A 19,638-nucleotide genomic window follows, 5' to 3' on the forward strand; every position below is an offset into this window, starting at 1 on the left:
GACATGGATACGTCGTTCCAACTTTACTCAGCCCGCGAGTATACCTCGTGGAAAGACACTTTCGAACTGCTGGCCGGTCTGGGCTATACTCAGGTCGAGGGCTTTGGTGGCAACTACGCCGATCCCGGCGAGACCAAGGCCTTGCTTGAGGCCAACGGCCTGACCATGCCTTCGGGGCATTTCTTTCCGATCGGCAATTTCGAAGATGCTTTCGTCACCACAATCGCAACTGCCAAAGTACTGGGAATGCAGCAACTTTACTGCCCCGCACCAGAGGATGATTTGCGCAATGGTGCCGATGCCGCGGCGTGGATCGCGCTGGCGCAGCGGTTGGAAGTAGCGGCAAAACGGGTTCAGGACGCTGGCCTGCGCTTTGGCTGGCACAACCACCATTGGGAATTCATGGCGCTGCCCACCGGTGAAATTCCGATGTCGCTGATCCTTGAACATGCGCCCAGCATTGAATGGGAAATGGATGTGGCCTGGGTTGTGCGCGGCGGGTCGGACCCGATGGTCTGGATCGAAAACCACAAGGACCGGATCACCGCAGCCCACGTCAAGGATATCGCGCCAGAGGGCGAATGTACGGACGAAGACGGCTGGGCGGATGTGGGCCATGGCACGCTGGATTGGGCCGGATTGATGGCCGCGCTGCGCGGTGCGGGGGTCGATCTTTTTGTGATGGAGCATGACAAACCTTCCGATGTGAAGCGTTTTGCCACCCGGTCCATCGAAACCTTCCGCAATTTGTAAGAGACTGACATGAGCAAGAAACTTGGTATCGGCATCCTTGGATGTGGTAATATTTCCGCCGCCTACATGCGGCTTGGGCCGCTGTTCAATGGCATCGAGGTCCGGGCCTGCGCCGATCTGAACCCCGAGGCCGCCAAGGCCCGGGCAGAGGAATTCGGCCTGCGTGCAGACAGTATCGACGACCTTCTGGCCGCCGATGACATCGACATCATCGTCAACCTGACCGTGCCGAATGCGCATTTCGAGGTTTCGAAACGTATTCTGGAGGCGGGCAAAAACGTTTATTCGGAAAAACCTTTTGTGCTGTCGGTCGAAGAAGGTCAGGCGCTCAAGACATTGGCGGAGGCCAAGGGGCTGCGCGTCGGATCGGCCCCCGATACATTCCTTGGTGGCACGCATCAGCTGGCCCGCCATCTGGTCGACACGGGCGCGGTGGGCAAGATCACGTCCGGCACCTGTTTCGTGCAAAGTCCGGGCATGGAGATGTGGCATCCCAATCCCGATTTCTTCTTTCAGCCCGGCGGCGGCCCGATCCTGGATCTTGGTCCCTACTACATCTCGAACCTGGTGCAGATGCTGGGGCCGGTGGCGCGGGTCACGGCGCTGTCGTCCAGCGCATCAGAGTATCGCACCATCACGTCAGAGCCGCGCAATGGCGAAAAGATCAAGGTCGAAACCCCGACCACAATCCACGCCGTCATGCAATTTGCCAGCGGCGCACAGGTGACCTATGTCGCCAGCTGGGATGTCTGGCAACATGGCCATTCCAATATGGAACTTTATGGCCAAAGCGGCACATTGCATGTGCCCGACCCAAACTTTTTCGGCGGCGAGCTGCGGATGACCGAAAAATCCAGCTTTGTGACTGTCTCGGAAAACTGGCCGCACCCCTTCTCGGTTGCCAATGACAATGGCCGCGCCAATTACCGCTGCGCCGGTCTGGCGGACATGGCAATGGGCATCATCGAGGGGCGTGCCCACCGCTGTAGTCTGGAATTTTCTCTGCATGTGGTGGACGTTATGACCGCAATCCTGCACTCAGGAGAAACGAAAACCACAATCGAGCTCGGCACCACCTGTGACCGCCCCGAGGCCCTGGGCCCCGACGCGGCGAAGGCGCTGCTGGCATAGGAGAATACATATGGTCTGGACCGCGTCCGACACACGATACGACAATATGCAATACCGCCGGTGCGGGAAATCGGGGCTGAAACTGCCGGCGATTTCCCTGGGGCTGTGGCACAATTTCGGCGACGACACCCCGCATGAAACCAAACAGGCGATCACCCGCACTGCGTTTGATCATGGCATCACCCATTTCGATCTGGCCAACAACTATGGCCCGAAACCGGGATCGGCGGAATTGGCTTTTGGCCAATTGCTGCGCGAAGATTTCGCCGCCCACCGCGACGAGATGATCATTTCCTCCAAGGCGGGCTATCTGATGTGGCCCGGCCCCTATGGCGAATTCGGCAGCCGGAAATATCTGATTTCCTCTTGCGATCAGTCGCTGAAACGCATGGGGCTGGATTACGTCGATATCTTCTATTCGCACCGGTTCGATCCCGAAACGCCGCTGGAAGAAACCATGATGGCGCTGGATCACATCGTGCGGTCGGGGCGTGCGCTTTATGCCGGGATCTCGTCCTATAACGCCCAGCGCACCCGCGAAGCAGCGGCAATTCTAAAGGAACTTGGCACGCCCTGTCTGATCCATCAGCCGAGCTATTCGATGCTGAACCGCTGGGTCGAAGAAGATGGCCTGCTGGATGCGTTGGACGAAACCGGCATCGGTTCCATCGTGTTCTCGCCGCTGGCGCAGGGCATGTTGACCAATAAATACCTCAAAGGTGTGCCCGAAGGCAGCCGTGCCACCCAGGGCAAAAGCCTGTTGGACGGTTTCCTGAACGAAGAGGCATTGGAAAACGTGCGTGCGCTGAACGCCATTGCCGAGGAACGCGGCCAGACGCTGGCACAGATGGCCCTGGCCTGGGTCCTGCGCGGTGGTCGGGTGACCACGGCATTGATCGGCGCGTCCAAGCCGCAACAAGTGATTGATTGCGTCGGCGCGGTCGACAACCTCGACTTTACCGAGGACGAGCTGGCCCGCATCGACCAGCATGCCAAAGACGCCAACATCAACCTGTGGGCGGCTTCGGCAGAGCGCGAAGGCCCCAAACGCCCATGATCCGTAATCCGATCCTGCCCGGCTTTAATCCCGACCCGTCGATTTGCCGGGCGGGTGACGATTATTACATTGCCACTTCGACATTCGAATGGTTTCCCGGTGTCCAGATCCATCATTCCCGTGATCTGGTAAACTGGGATCTGGCGGTGCGGCCCCTGAGCCGCGCCAGCCAGTTGGACATGCGCGGCAACCCCGACAGCTGCGGCATCTGGGCGCCCTGCCTGTCTTATGCCGATGGGCAGTTCTGGCTGTTTTACACCGATGTGAAACGCTACGATGGCAACTTCAAGGATGCGCATAACTACATCGTCACCGCGCCCGATATCGAAGGCCCGTGGAGCGATCCGATCTATGTGTCATCACATGGGTTTGACCCGTCGCTGTTTCACGACACAGACGGGCGCAAATATATTTTGGTGCTGCAATGGAACCATGCGTCCAATTCCATTGGTGGCGCGCCGCGTACCGCCGCGTTTGACGGTATCCTGCTTCAGGAATGGCATCCCGAACATGGGCTGACCGGACCAATCAAGAAGATCTTTGCCGGGTCCGATCTGGGCCTGACCGAAGGGCCGCATTTGTACAAACGCGATGGCTGGTACTATCTGACGGTGGCCGAGGGCGGCACCGGCTATGATCACGCCGTCACCATGGCGCGCAGCCGTGACATTTGGGGACCATATGAGGTCCACCCTAACACCCATCTGATCACCACCAAAGACGCCCCGGACTGGCCGCTGCAACGGGCAGGCCATGGCCAGATCGTGGAAACCCCGGATGGCGAGACCTATCACACCCTGCTGTGTTCCCGCCCCCTGCCCGGTCGGTTTTCGCCAATGGGCCGGGAAACCGCGCTCCAGAAATGCGACTGGCGCGACGATGGCTGGCTCTATCTGGCGGATGGCGATGTGCTGCCGCAGGTGGATGTCGCTTCGCCGGTTGACGTTGCACCGCGCGCGATCAGCGCCTCACGCCGCGTATTCGACAGCACAACATTGCCGCCGGAGTTCCAATGGCTGCGCACCCCGGAACCAGAGCGGATTTTCACCCTGACCGGTGATGCACTGCGGCTGACGGGGCGCGAAAGCGTCGGCAGCTGGTTTGAACAGGCGCTGGTGGCGCGGCGACAGGAACATTTCACCTATCGCGCGGAAACCACCCTGACTAATTTCGATCCTGTGACCTACCAGGAGGCTGCCGGCCTCACGACCTATTACAACCGGTTCAAGTTCCACTTTGCCGGTCTCACCTGTCACCGCGATCTGGGCCGGGCGCTGGTGCTGATGTCCTGTCCCGGCAATTTCCCCGAGGGGCGGATGGAATTTCCCGGCACGCCGGTGGCGGTTGATCCCGGTCCGGTGCATCTGGCGGTCTCGGTTGATCATGCAACGCAGCAATTTTTCTGGCGCCAGAGCGGCGATTGGCAAAAGCTTGGGCCAGAGCTGGACGCATCGGTCATTTCCGACGAAGGCGGGCGTGGCGCACATGGCTCGTTCACCGGGGCCTTTGTCGGCATGTTGGCGTTTGACATCACCGGTCAGGGCAAAACCGCTGATTTCACCCGTTTCGATTATGTGCCGGAGGGATGTTGATGTTTGCCAGCGTCGAAATCTATGACCTTGCCAGCGGCACAACCAAGGTCGTGCTGGACACCGACCGCCATGTCGAAGCCCCCAACTGGACACCGGATGGCACCGCGTTGATCGTCAATGCGGCGGGGCAATTGTTCCGCCTGCCACTGGCCGATCCGCAACTGCACATCATCGACACCGGCAAACATCAAAAGCTGAACAATGATCACGGGGTGTCGCCGGATGGCCAGACCTTGGCCATCAGCGACAAGACCGACACAACCGGATCCTGCATCTATACGTTGCCCGCATCCGGCGGCGCCCCCAAACGCATCACCGCCAAGACCCCCAGCTGGTGGCACGGCTGGTCACCGGACGGTGCGCGCCACACCTATACCTGTGTGCGCGAAGACCACTTTGGCATTGCCACCTGTGCCGTGGATGGCAGCGACGAACAGGTTCTGATCACCAGCCCGCACCATTATGACGGGCCGGATTACACCCCGGATGGCAATTGGATCTGGTTCAATTCCGACCGCAGCGGCGACATGGCGTTGTGGCGGATGCGCCCGGATGGCAGCGACGCGGAACAGATGACGACAGACGACACTGTCGACTGGTTTCCCCATCCTTCACCGGATGGCGCACATGTCTGCTATCTCGCTTATCCGCCCGGCACCGAAGGCCACCCCTTTGGCTGTGACGTCGAATTGCGCCTGATGCCCGCCGCCGGTGGCGCGTCCAAAACCTTGCTGAAATTCTATGGCGGCCAGGGCACGATCAACGTGCCGAACTGGTCCCCGGACAGCCGCCAATTCGCCTTTGTACGTTACACCAAAACCCCCCAATGATCGGAGAAATGACATGCCCGGATTGATCAAAGGTCCTGCCCTGTTTCTGGCCCAGTTTGCCGGGGACGAAGCCCCGTTCAACAGCCTTGAAAACATCACCAAATGGGCCGCTGGCCTTGGCTACAAGGGTGTGCAGATCCCGACCTTTGACGCCCGATTGTTTGATCTCGACAAGGCTTTCGAAAGCGACGCCTATTGCGACGAGGTCAAGGGCATCTGCGCCGATGCCGGTGTCGAGATCACCGAGCTTTCGACCCATTTGCAGGGCCAGCTTGTCGCCGTGCATCCGGCCTATGACGAAGCCTTTGACGCCTTTGCGCCGCCTTCGGTGCATAAAAACCCCAAAGCGCGTCAGGCCTGGGCCGTGGATCAGATGAAAAAGACCGCCGTGGTCGCCCGCAAGCTGGGGCTGGATACCACGGTCAGCTTTACCGGTTCGCTGGCCTTCCCCTATCTCTACCCCTGGCCGCAGCGCCCCGCCGGATTGATCGAGGAGGCCTTTGGCGAATTGGCCCGCCGCTGGACGCCGATCTTTGACGCTTACGAGGATCAGGGCGTTGATATCGGGTTCGAAATCCACCCCGGCGAGGATGTCTTTGACGGCGTCACATTCGAAATGTTTCTGGAGGCCGCGAACAACCACCCGCGCTGCCAGATCAACTATGACCCCAGCCACTTTCTGTTGCAGCAGATGGATTACCTATCCTTCATCGACATCTATCACGAACGGATCTGCGCCTTTCACGTCAAGGACGCAGAGTTCAATCCCGATGGCCGTCAGGGGGTTTATTCCGGCTATCAGGGTTGGCTGGGGCGTGCGGGCCGTTTCCGCAGCCTTGGCGATGGCCAGGTTGATTTTGGCGGGATCTTTTCCAAAATGGCGCAACATGGCTATGACAGCTGGGCCGTGCTGGAATGGGAATGCTGCCTGAAATCACCGGAACAGGGCGCCGCCGAAGGTGCGCCGTTCATCGCCAAACACATCATCGAAGTCACCGACAAGGCATTTGACGATTTTGCCGGTGGCGAAACCGACCGCGCACAATTGCGCCGTATGCTGGGAGTAGAAGAATGAAAAAGCTTCGTCTGGGAATGGTCGGTGGCGGCCAGGGGGCCTTTATCGGCGGCGTGCATCGCATTGCATCGCGGATTGACGGTCAATGGGATCTGGTGGCTGGCGCGCTTAGCTCTGACGCCGATCGCGCCCATGCGTCTGCGGCGGAAATCGGCATCGCGCCGGACCGCAGCTATGCAGATTACAACGAAATGGCAGCGGCGGAATCCGCGCGCGCGGACGGTATTGACGCCGTGGCCATCGTCACGCCCAACCATCTGCATGCCGGCCCTGCCATCGCGTTCCTGCGTGCCGGGATTCATGTGATCTGTGACAAACCGCTGAGCTTTTCGGTCGAGGATGGCGAAGCCGTCGCTGCCGCCGTGGCCGAGACCGGCAAACAGTTCATTTTGACCCACAACTACACCGGCTATCCTTTGGTGCGGCAAGCGCGCGAAATGGTCCAGCGTGGCGATCTGGGCGACATTCGCGTGATCAACGTCGAATATGTTCAGGATTGGCTGGCGGAAGAGGTCCACAACAAACAGGCGGATTGGCGCGCCGATCCCGCCCGCAATGGCGCAGGCGGCGGCATCGCCGATATCGGCACCCATGCCTTTAACCTTGCCAATTACATCAGCGGGCTAGAGGTCAAATCCCTGTCTGCGGACCTTGTCGCATTTGTTCCCGGCCGTCAGATTGACGACAATGCGCATGTGATGCTGCGCTATGAGGGCGGCGCCAAGGGAATGCTTTGGGCGTCGCAGGTGGCTGTGGGCAACGAAAACGCGCTGCGGCTGCGCATCCATGGCTCCAAGGGCGGCATCGAATGGGCGCAGGAAAACCCCAATACCATGACCTTTACCCGCTTTGGCGAACCAAAACAGATCATGACCCGCGCCGGTTCAGGCGCCACCGCAGCAGGTCAGCGAAACGTGCGCGTGCCGCCCGGCCATCCCGAAGGCTATCTCGAAGGGTTTGCCACGATCTATACCGAAGCGGCCAGCCTGATACGCGCCGCCCAGTCCGGGACAGCGGCCCCCAAAGAGGTTCATACCCCCAACATCGCCGACGGGGTAAAAGGCATGCGTTTCATTGCCGCCTGCGTCGCGTCATCGGCCAATGATGCGGCCTGGACCGCGCTGTAAGAAACCAGGACAATCGGGCGATTGCAGAACGTGATCGCCCGATTGCCAAATCTTCTGTACGTTTTGCCCTTCAGACCGGTGAAACTGCACGCCTTTCAGAACACGCCTTTTCAGAACATGCCCTCTTCAGAACATGCCGTTGTCATGTGCGCTGGTCTTCGGCAGTTCCTGAAGCACATCCCAGTGTTCCACCACCTTGCCGTTTTCGTCCAACCGGAAAATATCAATTCCGGCGTATTCCAATCCCTCTGGCCAGATCTGATGGCAATGCAGGATCACGTGGTCGCCCTCGGCAAAGGCGCGCTTCACCTCAACCCGTTTGCCGGGGTATTCCGCAGCCATACGTTCGAAATATGCGATGAAGCCTGCGGCGCCGTTGGCGACATGCGGATTGTGTTGAATGTACTCTGCCCCGGCATAGGTTTCGATGGCCTCACGCGGGCGGCAATCGTTGAACATCATTTCATAGAACGCGATGACATTGGCCTTGTTGGTGGCAAGATCGGGCATGGATGCGGCTTTCGTATTGCGCCGTGTCGGCGGGGGGCTTCTTTGGGTCGGCACAAATAGGGCTTGGTCGCCGCCCCATTGTCAACGCGCACGCCAACGACCACTACACCCCCAAAGCCACCGCATAGGCGACGACACACTCTGCGACAAATTGCTTTGTGCGCCCTTGCCACCACCGGGGATCTGTCCGACAAACGCCGCCAAAGATTGGACAGGCGAACGCGAAAACCGGGATACTAGAACGCCAGGTTTTCAGGTCATATTAGGCAAAGGGGAATTACCAATTGACAGACATAGCTAGCTGGATCGCGGTCGATTGGGGCACCTCGAATATGCGTGCCTGGGTGATCGGGCCGGACGACACTGTGATCGCAACACCGACCTCTGATCAGGGGATGGGTGTCCTGAGCCGCGAAGGATTTGAACCGGCGCTGCTGGATCTGGTCGGCTCTTACCTGCCGCAATCCGGCAAGGTGCCGGTCATTGCCTGCGGCATGGTCGGCGCGCGTCAGGGCTGGATCGAAGCACCCTATGTGGCGACCCCCTGCACCGCCCCCGGCCTGGCCGAAGCGGCACGCCCGGAGGTCAGCGATCCCCGTCTGGATGTGCGCATCCTGCCGGGTGTGAAACAGATGGACCCGCCGGATGTGATGCGCGGCGAAGAGACCCAGATCGCCGGTTTCCTGGCGGACAACCCGGATTTCGACGGTGTTCTGTGCCTGCCCGGCACCCATACCAAATGGGTGCATGTCAGCGCGCGCGAGATCGTCAGTTTCCGCACCTTCATGACCGGCGAACTTTTTGCCCTGTTGTCGCGCCATTCCGTGCTGCGCTTCTCGGTCGGCGGTGACGGCTGGGACGATGCGGCGTTTCGTGACGGCGTGAACGACGCATTGTCGTCGCCGCAAAACCTGACCACCTGGTTGTTCTCGCTGCGGGCCTGCACATTGGTCAATGAAACCCCCGCAGACGTCTCGCGGGCGCGCCTTTCCGGCATGTTGCTGGGATTGGAACTGGCGGGTTCACGCGCCTATTGGCTGGGCCGTGACATCGCGATTGTCGGCGACCCGAAACTGACCGCGCTCTATCGCGCGGCACTCGACATGGCGGGCGCCCCTGCCCGCGAATTGGTGGGCGACGATATCGCGCTTGCCGGATTGAAAGCCGCATTTAAGGAGTCTGACACATGAGCCGCGAAATTATCGCCATTCTACGGGGTGTCACCCCGGACGAAGTTCTCGACATTGGCCGCGCATTGGTTGACGCGGGCATCGACCGCATCGAAGTGCCGCTGAATTCACCCGATCCGATCACCTCGATCGGGATTCTGGCCAAAGAGCTGGCCGGTCAGGCCACCGTGGGTGCCGGCACCGTTCTGAAACCGGAACAGGTGGATCAAATCCATGGCGTCGGCGGCACATTGGTGGTCTCGCCCGATTGCAACCCGGATGTGATCGACCGGACCAAGGCGCTTGGCATGTTGTCCTATCCCGGCGTGATCAGCCCGACGGAATGTTTCACCGCACTGCGCCATGGTGCAGATGGATTGAAATTCTTCCCGGCCTTTCTGGTGCAGCCTGCGGGCCTTGCGGCCATTTCGGCCGTGCTGCCCACAGGGACCAAAACCTATGCCGTTGGCGGTGCCGGACCTGACAGTTTCGCAGAGTGGTTTGCGGCGGGTGTCACCGGCTTCGGTATCGGCTCTGGCGTGTACAAGCCAGGGTTCACCGCATCCGATGTGCGCGCAAAAGCAGAGGAAATCGTCGCGGCCTATGACGCGACCAAAGGATGACCAACGCCGCGCATTTCGCCAATATGCCGGATGGCACCCCCGTCGCGCAGATCACTCTGCGCGGCGGCGGGCTGACGGCCCGGGTCTTGACCCATGGCGCGCGAATTCAGGATCTGCGGCTGGACGGGGTGGCCCATCCGCTGGTTCTGGGCAGTTCGGATTTTGCCCCTTATCTGGATGACATGCTCTATTTCGGTGCCATCGTCGGCCGGTTTGCCAATCGGATCGCCGGTGGGGCCTTTGTGATCGACGGCACACCCCATCAGGTGGATCGCAATTTCCTTGGCAAACATTGCCTGCATGGCGGCAGTGACGGCACCGCATCGCGGGTGTGGGAGGTGGCTGCGCTCAAGGAAGATGCAGTTGAATTGCGTCTGGATCTGGCTGATGGCGAGATGGGATTTCCCGGCGCGATGCAGGTGATGGCGACAATCGCCCTGCCCGGTGATGGTGTCCTGGCGATGGATATCCGCGCGACGAGTGATGCCGCGACGCCCTGTTCCTTTGCCCATCATGGCTATTTCAATCTGGATGGCAGCGTCGACATCGCGGACCATCTGTTGCAGGTCGCGGCAGAGACCTATCTGCCGGTCGACGCCGAAATGATCCCGCTGGGCGCGCCCGATACATTGGCCGGAACCGCGTTTGATTTCCGCGCGGCACGGGCGCTTGGCCACAGCCAGGTTGACCATAATTTCTGTCTGGCCACGGCCCGGCGCACCTGTCAGCCGGTTGCCAATTTGACCGGCGCGACATCCGGCGTGAAGATGCGGGTGGAAACCACCGAACCGGGATTACAGGTCTATGGCGCGGCGACCTTTCCCGCCGCAGGTCTGAGCGGGTTTGACGGGCGGCGCTATGGCCCGCACGCCGGGTTGGCATTGGAAACCCAAAGCTGGCCCGATGCGCCAAACCGGCCCACCTATCCCGACACGATCCTGCGCCCGGGTGAGCGCTATCACCATCAGGTGCGGTATGTCTTTGACCGGTCAGAGACCGCCAGCGCCTAGCGGTCCGATATGCATTATGGGTCTGCCCCGTGGCAGGCCCAGCCAACCGGCAAAACACGCGGCCAGTTCTGACCGCTGTTGTTACGCCCAGTTTGTTCCCCCCTAGTTTATCCCCCCTGTTTACCCCTCCAGTTCATCCCCCTATCGGCCCGTCCGCCGACATGTCGGCATTCCAAATTCCGGGGCGCTGGTCGGGTACTGGTCGGGCGCTGGTGGGGTGCTGGTGGGGTGCTGGTGGGGCGCGGGTATTGTACCCCCCGCTTCATTTCTTGTATGGGGCTTTGGTATGACCAAATTGGACAGCCTGTGACCCACCCCCTTGCCACGATCCACCCCCCTGATCGGGGGCTGCACGCATGATCAATGCGGCCACGATGGCATTTCGGGCAAGGTCAGCCGCTGCCACCACACTGGCACCGACACCCGCCCAAGCGATCCAAAACGCCCTATGACCCCCACTTTCGGAGACCAAAGATGCCTGCCCAACCGCTGAAGATTGCCTGTATTGGCGAAGTGATGATTGAACTTGTCGCCGAAGGCGTCGACCGCGCGGCGATCAATGTCGCAGGTGACAGCTATAACACCGCCGTCTATCTGGCGCGGATGTTGCCCGAGGCAGAGGTCTCTTTTGTCACGGCTTTGGGCACGGATCGGTTCTCTGATCGCATTGTCGACCATATGCAGGCGCATGGCGTTGGCACCGGCCTGATCGAACGGCGCGACGACAAATCGCCGGGTCTCTATGCGATTGAAACCGATGCCAGCGGCGAACGCAGCTTTACCTATTGGCGCTCGGACAGCGCGGCGCGCACGCTCTTTACCGAACCATGTGTCGTTGGGCTGGATCGGCTGGCGGCGATGGATGTGATCCTTGTGACCGGAATTTCCATGGCGATCCTGCCGCCGGACAGCCGGGCGCGGTTGATCTCGGCGCTCGATGATCTGCGCACAAATGGCGTGCGTCTGGTCTATGACAGCAACTACCGCCCCGCCCTGTGGGACAGTCAGGACACCGCGCGCCAAATCAACCGGGACATGTGGCAACGGACCGATATTGCCCTGCCGTCGGTGGATGACGAAATGGCAATTTTCGGCGATGCCACACCAGAGGCGGTGCTGACACGGTTGCGCAGCTATGGTTGTGAGGATGGCGCATTGAAACGCGGTGCCGAAGGACCGGCCAGCCTTGATCCCTCTGTCATCCCGCCACGGTTTGAACCCGCGACCTCCGTTGTCGACACCACCGCCGCAGGCGACAGTTTCAATGCCGGTTTTCTGGCCGCACGCCTGTCTGGGGGCGATCTGATCCGGTCCATGCAATCCGGCCATGATCTGGCGAGCAAGGTCATTGGCGCAAAAGGGGCGATTGTTGCCACCTGAGGCCGGGGGCCTGCGGGGACCATGCCGCCATCGTCGGAAAAGTCGGATTGCCGCTTGCCCAACCCCGCCTGCCCCTGCCAAATAGCGCCATACGATGGTCGATGGACCAAACTGCATTCCGCCCCCGTCTTTGGTCTGCGCCCCGTGCGCCCCAAAGACGCCCCCAAACTTTGACAACAGGCAGTCACGTGAAAACGATTTATCTTCTCAACGGCCCCAACCTGAACCTTCTGGGCAAACGCCAGCCACAGATTTATGGCCATGAAACGCTGGACGATGTGTTGAAACTTTGCACCTCTGCCTGTGCCGAAGGCTTTGACGTGCAATTGTTCCAATCCAATCACGAAGGTCAGATCATCGACTGGATTATCAGGCCCGCGAAACCACCGCCGGCATCGTGATCAATCCCGGCGCTTTCACCCATACGTCGGTGGCGATCCTGGATGCGTTGAACACCTATGATCCGCCGGTGATCGAAGTGCATATCAGCCAGGTCCATAAACGCGAGTCGTTCCGCCATCATTCCTATGTCTCGCTGCGCGCCGACGCGGTGATCGCCGGATTGGGCACCGAGGGCTATGCCGCTGCGGTGCGCCGTGTCTGCCAGCTGGATTTCAGCCCGGCCGCATAAGCCCACCGGCCAACCGCCGCCACAATCCCGCCCATCAAACGACGCAGAGGAGAGCGCCAATGAATTTGCCCAAAAATGCCTTCAAGGCCGCATTGAAAGAGGGGCGACGCCAGATCGGGATCTGGAACACAATTCCCAACAACGGGGTTGTCGAATTGCTTGCCGGGTGCGGCTATGACTGGATCCTGATCGACACCGAACATTCGGCCATGGGGCCAGAGGATACAGTGTCCCTGATGCAGGCGGCGTCGGCCTATCCGGTCACGACAATCGTGCGCCCCGGCTGGAACAACCCGGTCGAGATCAAGAAGCTGCTGGATTGCGGCGCGCAAAGCCTGTTGATCCCATATGTGCAGAACGCAGAAGAGGCACGCGCCGCCGTGGCCGCTGTGCGCTATCCGCCCGAAGGCATTCGCGGCGTGGCGGGCGCCACCCGTGCCACCCGTTATGGCGCGGTCAAAGACTATGCCAAACACGCGCATGAGGAAATTTGCCTGTTGGTGCAATGCGAAACCCAAGAGGCGCTGGAACAGATCGAAGCCATTGCAGCGGTCGAGGGTGTTGACGGTATCTTCATCGGCAGGCCGATCTCGCCGCCTCCATGGGGTATCTGGGCGAGCCGTCCCACCCAGAGGTCAAGGCCGCCATCCTGGATGCGACACGCCGGATCAAGGCCGCGGGCCTGCCCCCCGGCATCCTGTCCTTGGATCAACCATTGCTGCGAGAGGCCGCCGAAGCCGGCAGCCAGTTCATTGCGGTGGATGTGGATGGTATTACACTGCGCCAAGGTGCGGCGGCACGTGCCGCAGAATGGGCGTCTTAGGGTCCTGACCCGCAACAACTTGACCAGCGCACCTGCGCTGGTCGAGCGTGGATCGGTGGGGCGCCAATGACAGCCCCCTTTCCTTGCCATCGACAAACCGCAATACTTTCATTGGTCCGGCAAGGAGGATGAAAGATGAAAATTGCAGTGATGGGCGCAGGTGCGCTGGGGGATATTTCGGCGGGCGATTGGCGCAGGCCGGGCATGACGTCACCCTGATTGCACGCGGGGCGCATCTGGCGGCGCTGCGCGACAATGGATTGATCATCAACAGCCCCAAGGGCGATGCGCATCTGAAAGACATCCGCGCGACCGCGACACCCGGCGACGTCGGTCAGGTCGATGTGATCCTGTTCATGGTCAAGAACATCGACGTGGAAACCGCCGCAACCGCGATCAAGCCGATGATCGCGGCCGACACCATGGTGGTCACCTGCCAGAACGGCATCACCGCATGGGAGCGGCTGGCGGCCATTATCGGCAAGCAACATGTCGTGCCCGGCGTCGCCCGCATTCCCGGTGCGATCACCGCGCCGGGGGTCATCTCCCATTCCGCCCCGCTGGATATTCTGACCTTTGGCGAGCCCGAGGGCGGCACGACGCGCCGGTGTGAAAATCTGCATGAAGCACTGGCCGAGGCCGGGACCTCGCCTGTGCTGCATGACAATATTCTGACCGATCTCTGGATGAAATTTTGCAGCCAATCCACCCTGGCCTCGATGACCACGTTAACCCGGCTGGACATTGGCCCCTTGCGCGACAATCCAGCCTCCTGGGCGCTGTTTCAGGCCGCCGTGCAAGAGGCCTTTGACGTGGCCAAGGCCGTGCGCCCGGACATGCCGGATGGGGCCCTCGACACCATGCGGGGGTTTGTGGCGCAATTGCCGGACACGATGCATGCCTCGATGCTGGATGACCTGCGCAACGGCAAACCGCTGGAACATGAATATCTGAGCGGCGATCTGGTGCGATTGGGCGAAAAGCACGGCGTGCCAACCCCGATACATTCGGTGCTTTACGCCGCGCTTCGGCCCATTGCCGACCCGCTGTTGCCCCAGGGCTAGACCACCCGGACCTTATGCGTCGCGGTCCATGATCCATTGCACCGCTGGATCGGCCTGAAACCGCCATTTGCGCAACGGGCCGGCCATGACGTTGAGGTAATACATCTCAAACCCATAGGGCGCGCCGCAGGGGTGATGCCCGCGCGGCACCAGCACCACGTCACCATCCTTGACCGCCATCGTCTCGTCCAGGGTGCCATCCTCGGTATAGACCCGCTGGATGCCAAAGCCGTTCGCCGGGTTCAGCCGGTGATAATAGGTCTCTTCGAGATAGGTGATATCGGGATAATCGTCGACGTCATGGCGGTGGCTGGGATAAGACGACCAATTGCCATCGGGTGTAAAGACCTCGGTCACCAAAAGGCTGTCGCAGTAATCTTCGCCTTCCATCGCGATGTTGTTGATGTGGCGGGTGTTGTTGCCCTTGCCCCGCTGGGTCAGGGTGATGCCGTCCGGCCCGATGCGGCGCGCTGCATGCCCGCCCTTGCCCGGCGCGGCACAGACCGCCACGGTGCAATCGGTTTCGGCCACCAATGACCACTCCTGATCATTCGGCACATAGAGACAATGCGGCGGGGTTTTCTCAAACACATTCATCCGCTCGCCCAGCACACCCCAGTCCTGCCCCGCAGCGGTGATCGCGGCCTTGCCTTCGACCATGACAAGGATCACCTCGGTGTCGCCCGTCGCCTCTGCCGCGGTTTCGCCCGCGCGCAGGTGATAGAGCGCGAAGCCGACATAGCGCCAACCGGCATTTGCCGGGGTGATGTCATGTACCTTGCCGTGGGTGCCAAAGGGTTTGCGCAGAAGTTCGGGCATGTCGTATCCTCTTTTGGTTTCAGGCGCGCCGACGCGCCGCATGTCTATCCAGTGCCGCCTTGAAATCCGCAGGCCCCGTCCCATCGGCAAGGGCGCGGGCAAACAGCGCCGCCATGGTTTCCGGTGCCAGCCCGCCGGTTGGCGGATCACTGTCGAGATTGGTGGGAAAGGAATAGCCCTCGGCCGCAGCCGCAATCGCCGCCGAGCTTTCCACGTCGCTTAACGCCCCTGTCGCGCGCAAATTCTGAACCACCGGATAAAGCGCGCGGCACATGCCATCGCGGTCGATCACCTCCATCGCGCGACCAAAGGGCGACGAGATCTGCAACAGATTGGCCATGCGGTGAATATCCGTGCTGCGGTTTTGCCCGGCCCCATGGAACAATGCCGGGTTGAAGAACAGCGCATCCCCCTTTGCCAGCGGCAGTTGCACATAATGTTGTTCAAAGAATTCGCTGAAGGCCGGTTGGCGATAAGCGAGGTATCCGGGGCGGTACAATTGCGAAAACGGCAGCAATTTCGTCGGCCCGCTGTCCACCGGCATGTCGCAATGTGCCACGGCCCCCTGCAATGTCAGTACCGGGGAAAGATCATGCATATGGGCGGGGTATTGCAGGGCCACATCCCCGGTCTGGAACCCGAGGTGATAGTCGCGATGCGCCGTTTGTGCGCCGCCGCCGGGACGGACCAGATTGACCTGCGCCGACATCTGGTATCCGGCACCCAACCAGGCCTCGCAGACCGCCGCAATTGCGTCATTACCAAAGTAGCGGGCAAAGACCTCTGGTGCGGCCTGACACAGCTTTTGCAGCGAATTCCAGATCCGGTCATTCGCGCCCTTGGCGGCAAAATGATCGGATTTGCCACCGCTGGCGGCCCGTTCCTCGGCAATGATTGCTTCATAGACCTTGGTCGCGGCATCAATTGGCGCGCTGTCCGCATAGGCCCCGCGCAAGACAAGCACACCGGACAGCGCCCCCAACACATGTGCCCATTCGCCCTTTAGCGCCAACCGCCCCTCAGGATCGCCCAGCGCCGCGCCCAAAACGGCCATGTCGTAGATCGGAACATTTGACACAATATCGGCGGCCTGCGGCACATCTTCCGGCGGCAACACCCGGCCCGTCAGCTGCGCAAAATCGTCGATATTACAGTCGCTTGCGTCGAAATAGACCCTGTGTTTCATGCGATACCTCCCAATATCCGCAGATCCTCAGCCCCGCCCGACGATCTCCAACCCGGCCTTGGCGCAGGTCGCAACAATCGTGTCATATCCCAGTTTGGAATAATCTTTCGGGTTGGCCTTGGCCGGATCTTGTTCGGCCTCGACCACAATCCAGCCATCGTAATCCATCGCCGCCAGCCTGTTGGTCACGGATTGAAAATCAAGACAGCCTTCAGGGTCGCCCGGCACGGTGAACGCCCCGGCAATCACCCCATCGAGAAAGCTTTTGTTACCGGCGCGGATCGCGCGAGCCACGGGATCGCGCACATCCTTGAAATGCACATGTTTCACCCGGTCACCCCATCTGTCGAGCGTGCCGAGGACATCCGCACCGCCAAAATGCAAATGCCCGGTGTCGTACAGCAATGTGACCTCGGGCGATGATCCCTGCATCAGCGCATCAATGTCGTCCTGATCTTCGATCATGCTGCCCATATGGTGGTGATAGGCCAGGACCATGCCCTGATCCGCCATCCATTTCGCCACTTCGCTGAGCTTCGCGCCATAGGCCATGACCTCGTCCCGGCCAAGCTTGGGGCGGTTGTTCACCGGGGTGGCGATGTCGCCCTGTACCGTATTCGAACATTCCGCATAGACCAGACAGGGCGAATCCAGTGCCACGAACTGAGCAACCTGCGCCTTGATCGCCGCGATCTCCTCCTCCACGGAATTGACCATCAGATTGCCGCTGCACCAACCGCCGCAAAGCGCGATGTCATTGGCCTCCAGATAGCTGCGCAGACCGTCGGTGTCCTGCGGCATGCGTCGGCCCCGTTCGACGCCGGTATAGCCGATTTCGCGCAACTCGCGCAGCGCCTGTTCCATGGTGAAATCAGCGGTCAGATCCGGCAGGTCGTCGTTCTGCCAGGCAATGGGGGAAATCCCGATTTTGATGCTCATCGCTTAATCCGCCCGTTGGGTTTTCTTCTGAATGTCAAAGCTGGCACGCGCCGCATTGACCGCGTCGCGTTCAGACACTTCCGGCACGCCGACCTCCCACCAGGTGCCGCCATGTTCGGTGCTGGGATAGGGGTCGGTGTCGATCACGATCACATAGGGCCCTTTCACCGCATGACGTTTGGCCAATGCGCTTTCCAGCTCGTCAATCGAGCCGACCTTGACCGATGTGGCCCCCATCGACGCCGCATGGGCGGCAAAGTCGATGGCAGAGGGTTGCGCCTGAATCGTGTGTTGCAGAAGATTGTTGAACTCTGCCCCGCCTGTGCCCATTTGCAGCCGGTTGATACAGCCAAATCCGCGGTTGTCGGTGATCACAACGGTAAAGCTGATCCCCATCATCGCGGCGGTGGCCATTTCCGAATTCGCCATCATATAGGTGCCGTCCCCGGTAAAGCAGACCACATCGCGTTCGGGCTGGGCCATTTTGATGCCCATGGCGCCGGCAATCTCGTAGCCCATACAGCTAAAGCCGTATTCCATGTGATAAGAGCCGGGTTTTCCCGATTTCCACAATTTGTGCAGCTCACCCGGCATGGTACCGGCGGCGCACATCACGACGGTCTCATCCGTGGCGGCGCGTTGCACTGCGCCGACGACCTGCATATCCGTGGCCAGCGCGTTCCTGTTGTTGTGTACCCCGACCGCTTCGCTGCTTGAGGGGGTATCTGGCGCAGCGGTCAACGGGTCGACCAAGGCGAACCAATCTTCTTTCAGCCCTTCGATGCGACCCGGCGATTTGTGGCCCGCCAGCTGCGCCCCCAATTCCACAAGGCCGACACGCGCATCGGACTGAAGCGGCGCGGCCCCGTGTTTCATCGCATCATAGGCCGCAACGTTGAGCGAGATCAGCCTGCGGTGCGGGTTGGCGAACAAGCCCCAGGACCCGGTGGTGAAATCCTGAAACCTTGTGCCAACGCCAATGACGACATCCGCCTCGGCGCAGACGGTATTGGCCGCTGTGCCCCCCGTGACACCAATCGGGCCAAGGTTCAGCTGGTGATCCCATGGCAGGGCGGATTTCCCGGCCTGCGTTTCGACCACCGGGATATGATGCGTGGTGGCAAAGTCTGCCAGCGCCTCGGTGGCATCGGAATAATGTACACCCCCGCCCGCGACGATCACCGGGCGGCGCGCGGCGCGAATGATCTCTGCAACCTCGGCCAATTCATGCGCATCCGGGCAAATCCGGCGTTGCCGCCAGATCTTGGGCGCAAAGAAGCTTTCGGGATAATCGAATGCCTCGGCCTGAACATCCTGACAAAAGGCCAGCGTGACAGGCCCGCATTCTGCCGGGTCGGTCATGGTGCGAAAGGCGCGCGGCAATGCTGTGAGCAAATGCTCAGGTCTGGTGATGCGGTCGAAATAGCGGCTGACCGGTTTGAAGGTGTCGTTGACCGTGACAGTGCCGTCACCCCAATCCTCGATCTGTTGCAAGACCGGATCGGGGCCGCGGTTGGCAAAGACATCGCCGGGGATCAGCAGCACGGGAATGCGGTTCACATGCGCCAATGCGGCCGCCGTCACCATATTGGCCGCTCCCGGACCAATAGAGGAGGTGACCGCCATCGCCTTTCTGCGCCCGCTCTGCTTGGCATAGGCGATCGCCGCATGGGCCATAGTCTGTTCATTGTGGCCGCGCCATGTGGGAAAGCGGTCTTTGGCACCTTGCAGCGCCTCACCGATGCCCGCCACATTGCCATGGCCGAAAATTGCCCAGCAGCCTTCGATAAACCGTTCGGGTTTTTGCCCTACCGCTTCGCTGCTTGAGGGCGCAGCTTCAGTCATCTGAGCCTCGATATAGCGCACCATCGCCTGCGCGGCGGTCAGTCTGATTGTTCCGGTCATGTCATGTCCTCCCC

At 60.6% G+C, this 19,638-nt stretch carries 18 protein-coding genes and 1 pseudogene; 14 read left to right on the top strand and 5 right to left on the bottom strand.

All coding sequences use genetic code 11. From position 1 onward, the window contains the following. The first annotated feature begins 3 nt into the window (after window positions 1-3). The 7 genes from AC0L4F_RS08195 to AC0L4F_RS08225 are packed head-to-tail and all read left to right on the top strand — an operon-like array spanning window position 4 to window position 7,565. A complete protein-coding gene (locus tag AC0L4F_RS08195; protein WP_244687226.1) occupies window positions 4-753 on the top strand; it encodes a sugar phosphate isomerase/epimerase family protein in 750 nt (249 codons plus the stop codon). 9 nt (window positions 754-762) lie between these two features. Further along, window positions 763-1,884, top strand: a complete 1,122-nt coding sequence (locus AC0L4F_RS08200; protein ID WP_244687228.1) for a Gfo/Idh/MocA family protein — start codon at window positions 763-765, stop codon at window positions 1,882-1,884. A gap of 10 nt (window positions 1,885-1,894) precedes the next feature. Then, complete coding sequence (mgrA, locus tag AC0L4F_RS08205) at window positions 1,895-2,941, top strand: L-glyceraldehyde 3-phosphate reductase (protein WP_244687230.1); 1,047 nt, start codon at window positions 1,895-1,897, stop codon at window positions 2,939-2,941. Further along, window positions 2,938-4,533 (top strand): glycoside hydrolase family 43 protein, encoded by a 1,596-nt coding sequence (locus AC0L4F_RS08210; RefSeq protein WP_244687232.1) that lies wholly within the window; start codon window positions 2,938-2,940, stop codon window positions 4,531-4,533. The genes mgrA and AC0L4F_RS08210 overlap by 4 nt, the downstream gene beginning before the upstream one ends. Then, window positions 4,533-5,363, top strand: coding sequence for a TolB family protein (locus AC0L4F_RS08215; protein ID WP_244687235.1), 831 nt, complete (start codon window positions 4,533-4,535; stop codon window positions 5,361-5,363). The genes AC0L4F_RS08210 and AC0L4F_RS08215 overlap by 1 nt, the downstream gene beginning before the upstream one ends. Window positions 5,364-5,376: 13 nt before the next feature. Further along, the gene (locus AC0L4F_RS08220; RefSeq protein WP_244687237.1) at window positions 5,377-6,438 is read left to right on the top strand and encodes a sugar phosphate isomerase/epimerase family protein; all 1,062 of its coding nucleotides are present in this window, start codon (window positions 5,377-5,379) and stop codon (window positions 6,436-6,438) included. Further along, complete coding sequence (locus AC0L4F_RS08225) at window positions 6,435-7,565, top strand: Gfo/Idh/MocA family protein (protein WP_244687239.1); 1,131 nt, start codon at window positions 6,435-6,437, stop codon at window positions 7,563-7,565. The genes AC0L4F_RS08220 and AC0L4F_RS08225 overlap by 4 nt, the downstream gene beginning before the upstream one ends. 126 nt (window positions 7,566-7,691) lie before the next feature. Here the strand turns inward: AC0L4F_RS08225 and AC0L4F_RS08230 are convergent, their stop codons facing one another. Then, on the bottom strand, window positions 7,692-8,075 hold the full coding sequence (locus tag AC0L4F_RS08230) for a nuclear transport factor 2 family protein (protein WP_244687242.1): 384 nt from the start codon (window positions 8,073-8,075) through the stop codon (window positions 7,692-7,694). Between the two features lie 284 nt (window positions 8,076-8,359). Here AC0L4F_RS08230 and AC0L4F_RS08235 point away from each other — a divergent pair, with 284 nt between their 5' ends. From AC0L4F_RS08235 to AC0L4F_RS08265, 7 genes and pseudogenes are all read left to right on the top strand, one after another. Next, the gene (locus AC0L4F_RS08235) at window positions 8,360-9,265 is read left to right on the top strand and encodes a 2-dehydro-3-deoxygalactonokinase (protein ID WP_244687244.1); all 906 of its coding nucleotides are present in this window, start codon (window positions 8,360-8,362) and stop codon (window positions 9,263-9,265) included. Continuing rightward, complete coding sequence (locus AC0L4F_RS08240; protein ID WP_244687246.1) at window positions 9,262-9,867, top strand: 2-dehydro-3-deoxy-6-phosphogalactonate aldolase; 606 nt, start codon at window positions 9,262-9,264, stop codon at window positions 9,865-9,867. Before AC0L4F_RS08235 ends, AC0L4F_RS08240 begins: the two co-directional genes overlap by 4 nt. After that, complete coding sequence (locus AC0L4F_RS08245) at window positions 9,864-10,877, top strand: aldose epimerase family protein (RefSeq protein ID WP_244687248.1); 1,014 nt, start codon at window positions 9,864-9,866, stop codon at window positions 10,875-10,877. Before AC0L4F_RS08240 ends, AC0L4F_RS08245 begins: the two co-directional genes overlap by 4 nt. Window positions 10,878-11,351: 474 nt before the next feature. Further along, a complete protein-coding gene (locus AC0L4F_RS08250) occupies window positions 11,352-12,257 on the top strand; it encodes a sugar kinase (protein WP_244687251.1) in 906 nt (301 codons plus the stop codon). 188 nt (window positions 12,258-12,445) lie between these two features. Continuing rightward, window positions 12,446-12,888, top strand: a pseudogene (aroQ, locus tag AC0L4F_RS08255) (type II 3-dehydroquinate dehydratase). Between the two features lie 59 nt (window positions 12,889-12,947). After that, entirely contained in the window at window positions 12,948-13,781 is an 834-nt protein-coding gene (locus tag AC0L4F_RS08260; protein WP_473446227.1) for an HpcH/HpaI aldolase family protein, read from the top strand. A 58-nt stretch (window positions 13,782-13,839) separates the two neighbouring features. Beyond that, on the top strand, window positions 13,840-14,775 hold the full coding sequence (locus AC0L4F_RS08265) for a ketopantoate reductase family protein (protein WP_244687253.1): 936 nt from the start codon (window positions 13,840-13,842) through the stop codon (window positions 14,773-14,775). Between the two features lie 12 nt (window positions 14,776-14,787). On the opposite strand, the gene iolB is transcribed toward AC0L4F_RS08265, so the two are convergent. From iolB to iolD, 4 genes are read right to left on the bottom strand one after another with little or no spacing between them, the layout of a single operon-like run. Continuing rightward, a complete protein-coding gene (iolB, locus tag AC0L4F_RS08270) occupies window positions 14,788-15,594 on the bottom strand; it encodes a 5-deoxy-glucuronate isomerase (protein ID WP_244687255.1) in 807 nt (268 codons plus the stop codon). A gap of 19 nt (window positions 15,595-15,613) precedes the next feature. After that, entirely contained in the window at window positions 15,614-16,780 is a 1,167-nt protein-coding gene (locus AC0L4F_RS08275; RefSeq protein ID WP_244687257.1) for a phytanoyl-CoA dioxygenase family protein, read from the bottom strand. A gap of 27 nt (window positions 16,781-16,807) precedes the next feature. Next, entirely contained in the window at window positions 16,808-17,719 is a 912-nt protein-coding gene (iolE, locus tag AC0L4F_RS08280; RefSeq protein WP_244687259.1) for a myo-inosose-2 dehydratase, read from the bottom strand. Between the two features lie 3 nt (window positions 17,720-17,722). Next, window positions 17,723-19,624 (bottom strand): 3D-(3,5/4)-trihydroxycyclohexane-1,2-dione acylhydrolase (decyclizing), encoded by a 1,902-nt coding sequence (iolD, locus tag AC0L4F_RS08285; protein ID WP_244687262.1) that lies wholly within the window; start codon window positions 19,622-19,624, stop codon window positions 17,723-17,725. Window positions 19,625-19,638: the final 14 nt, after the last annotated feature.

The sequence above is a fragment of the Marinovum sp. J2-8 genome (assembly GCF_055808435.1).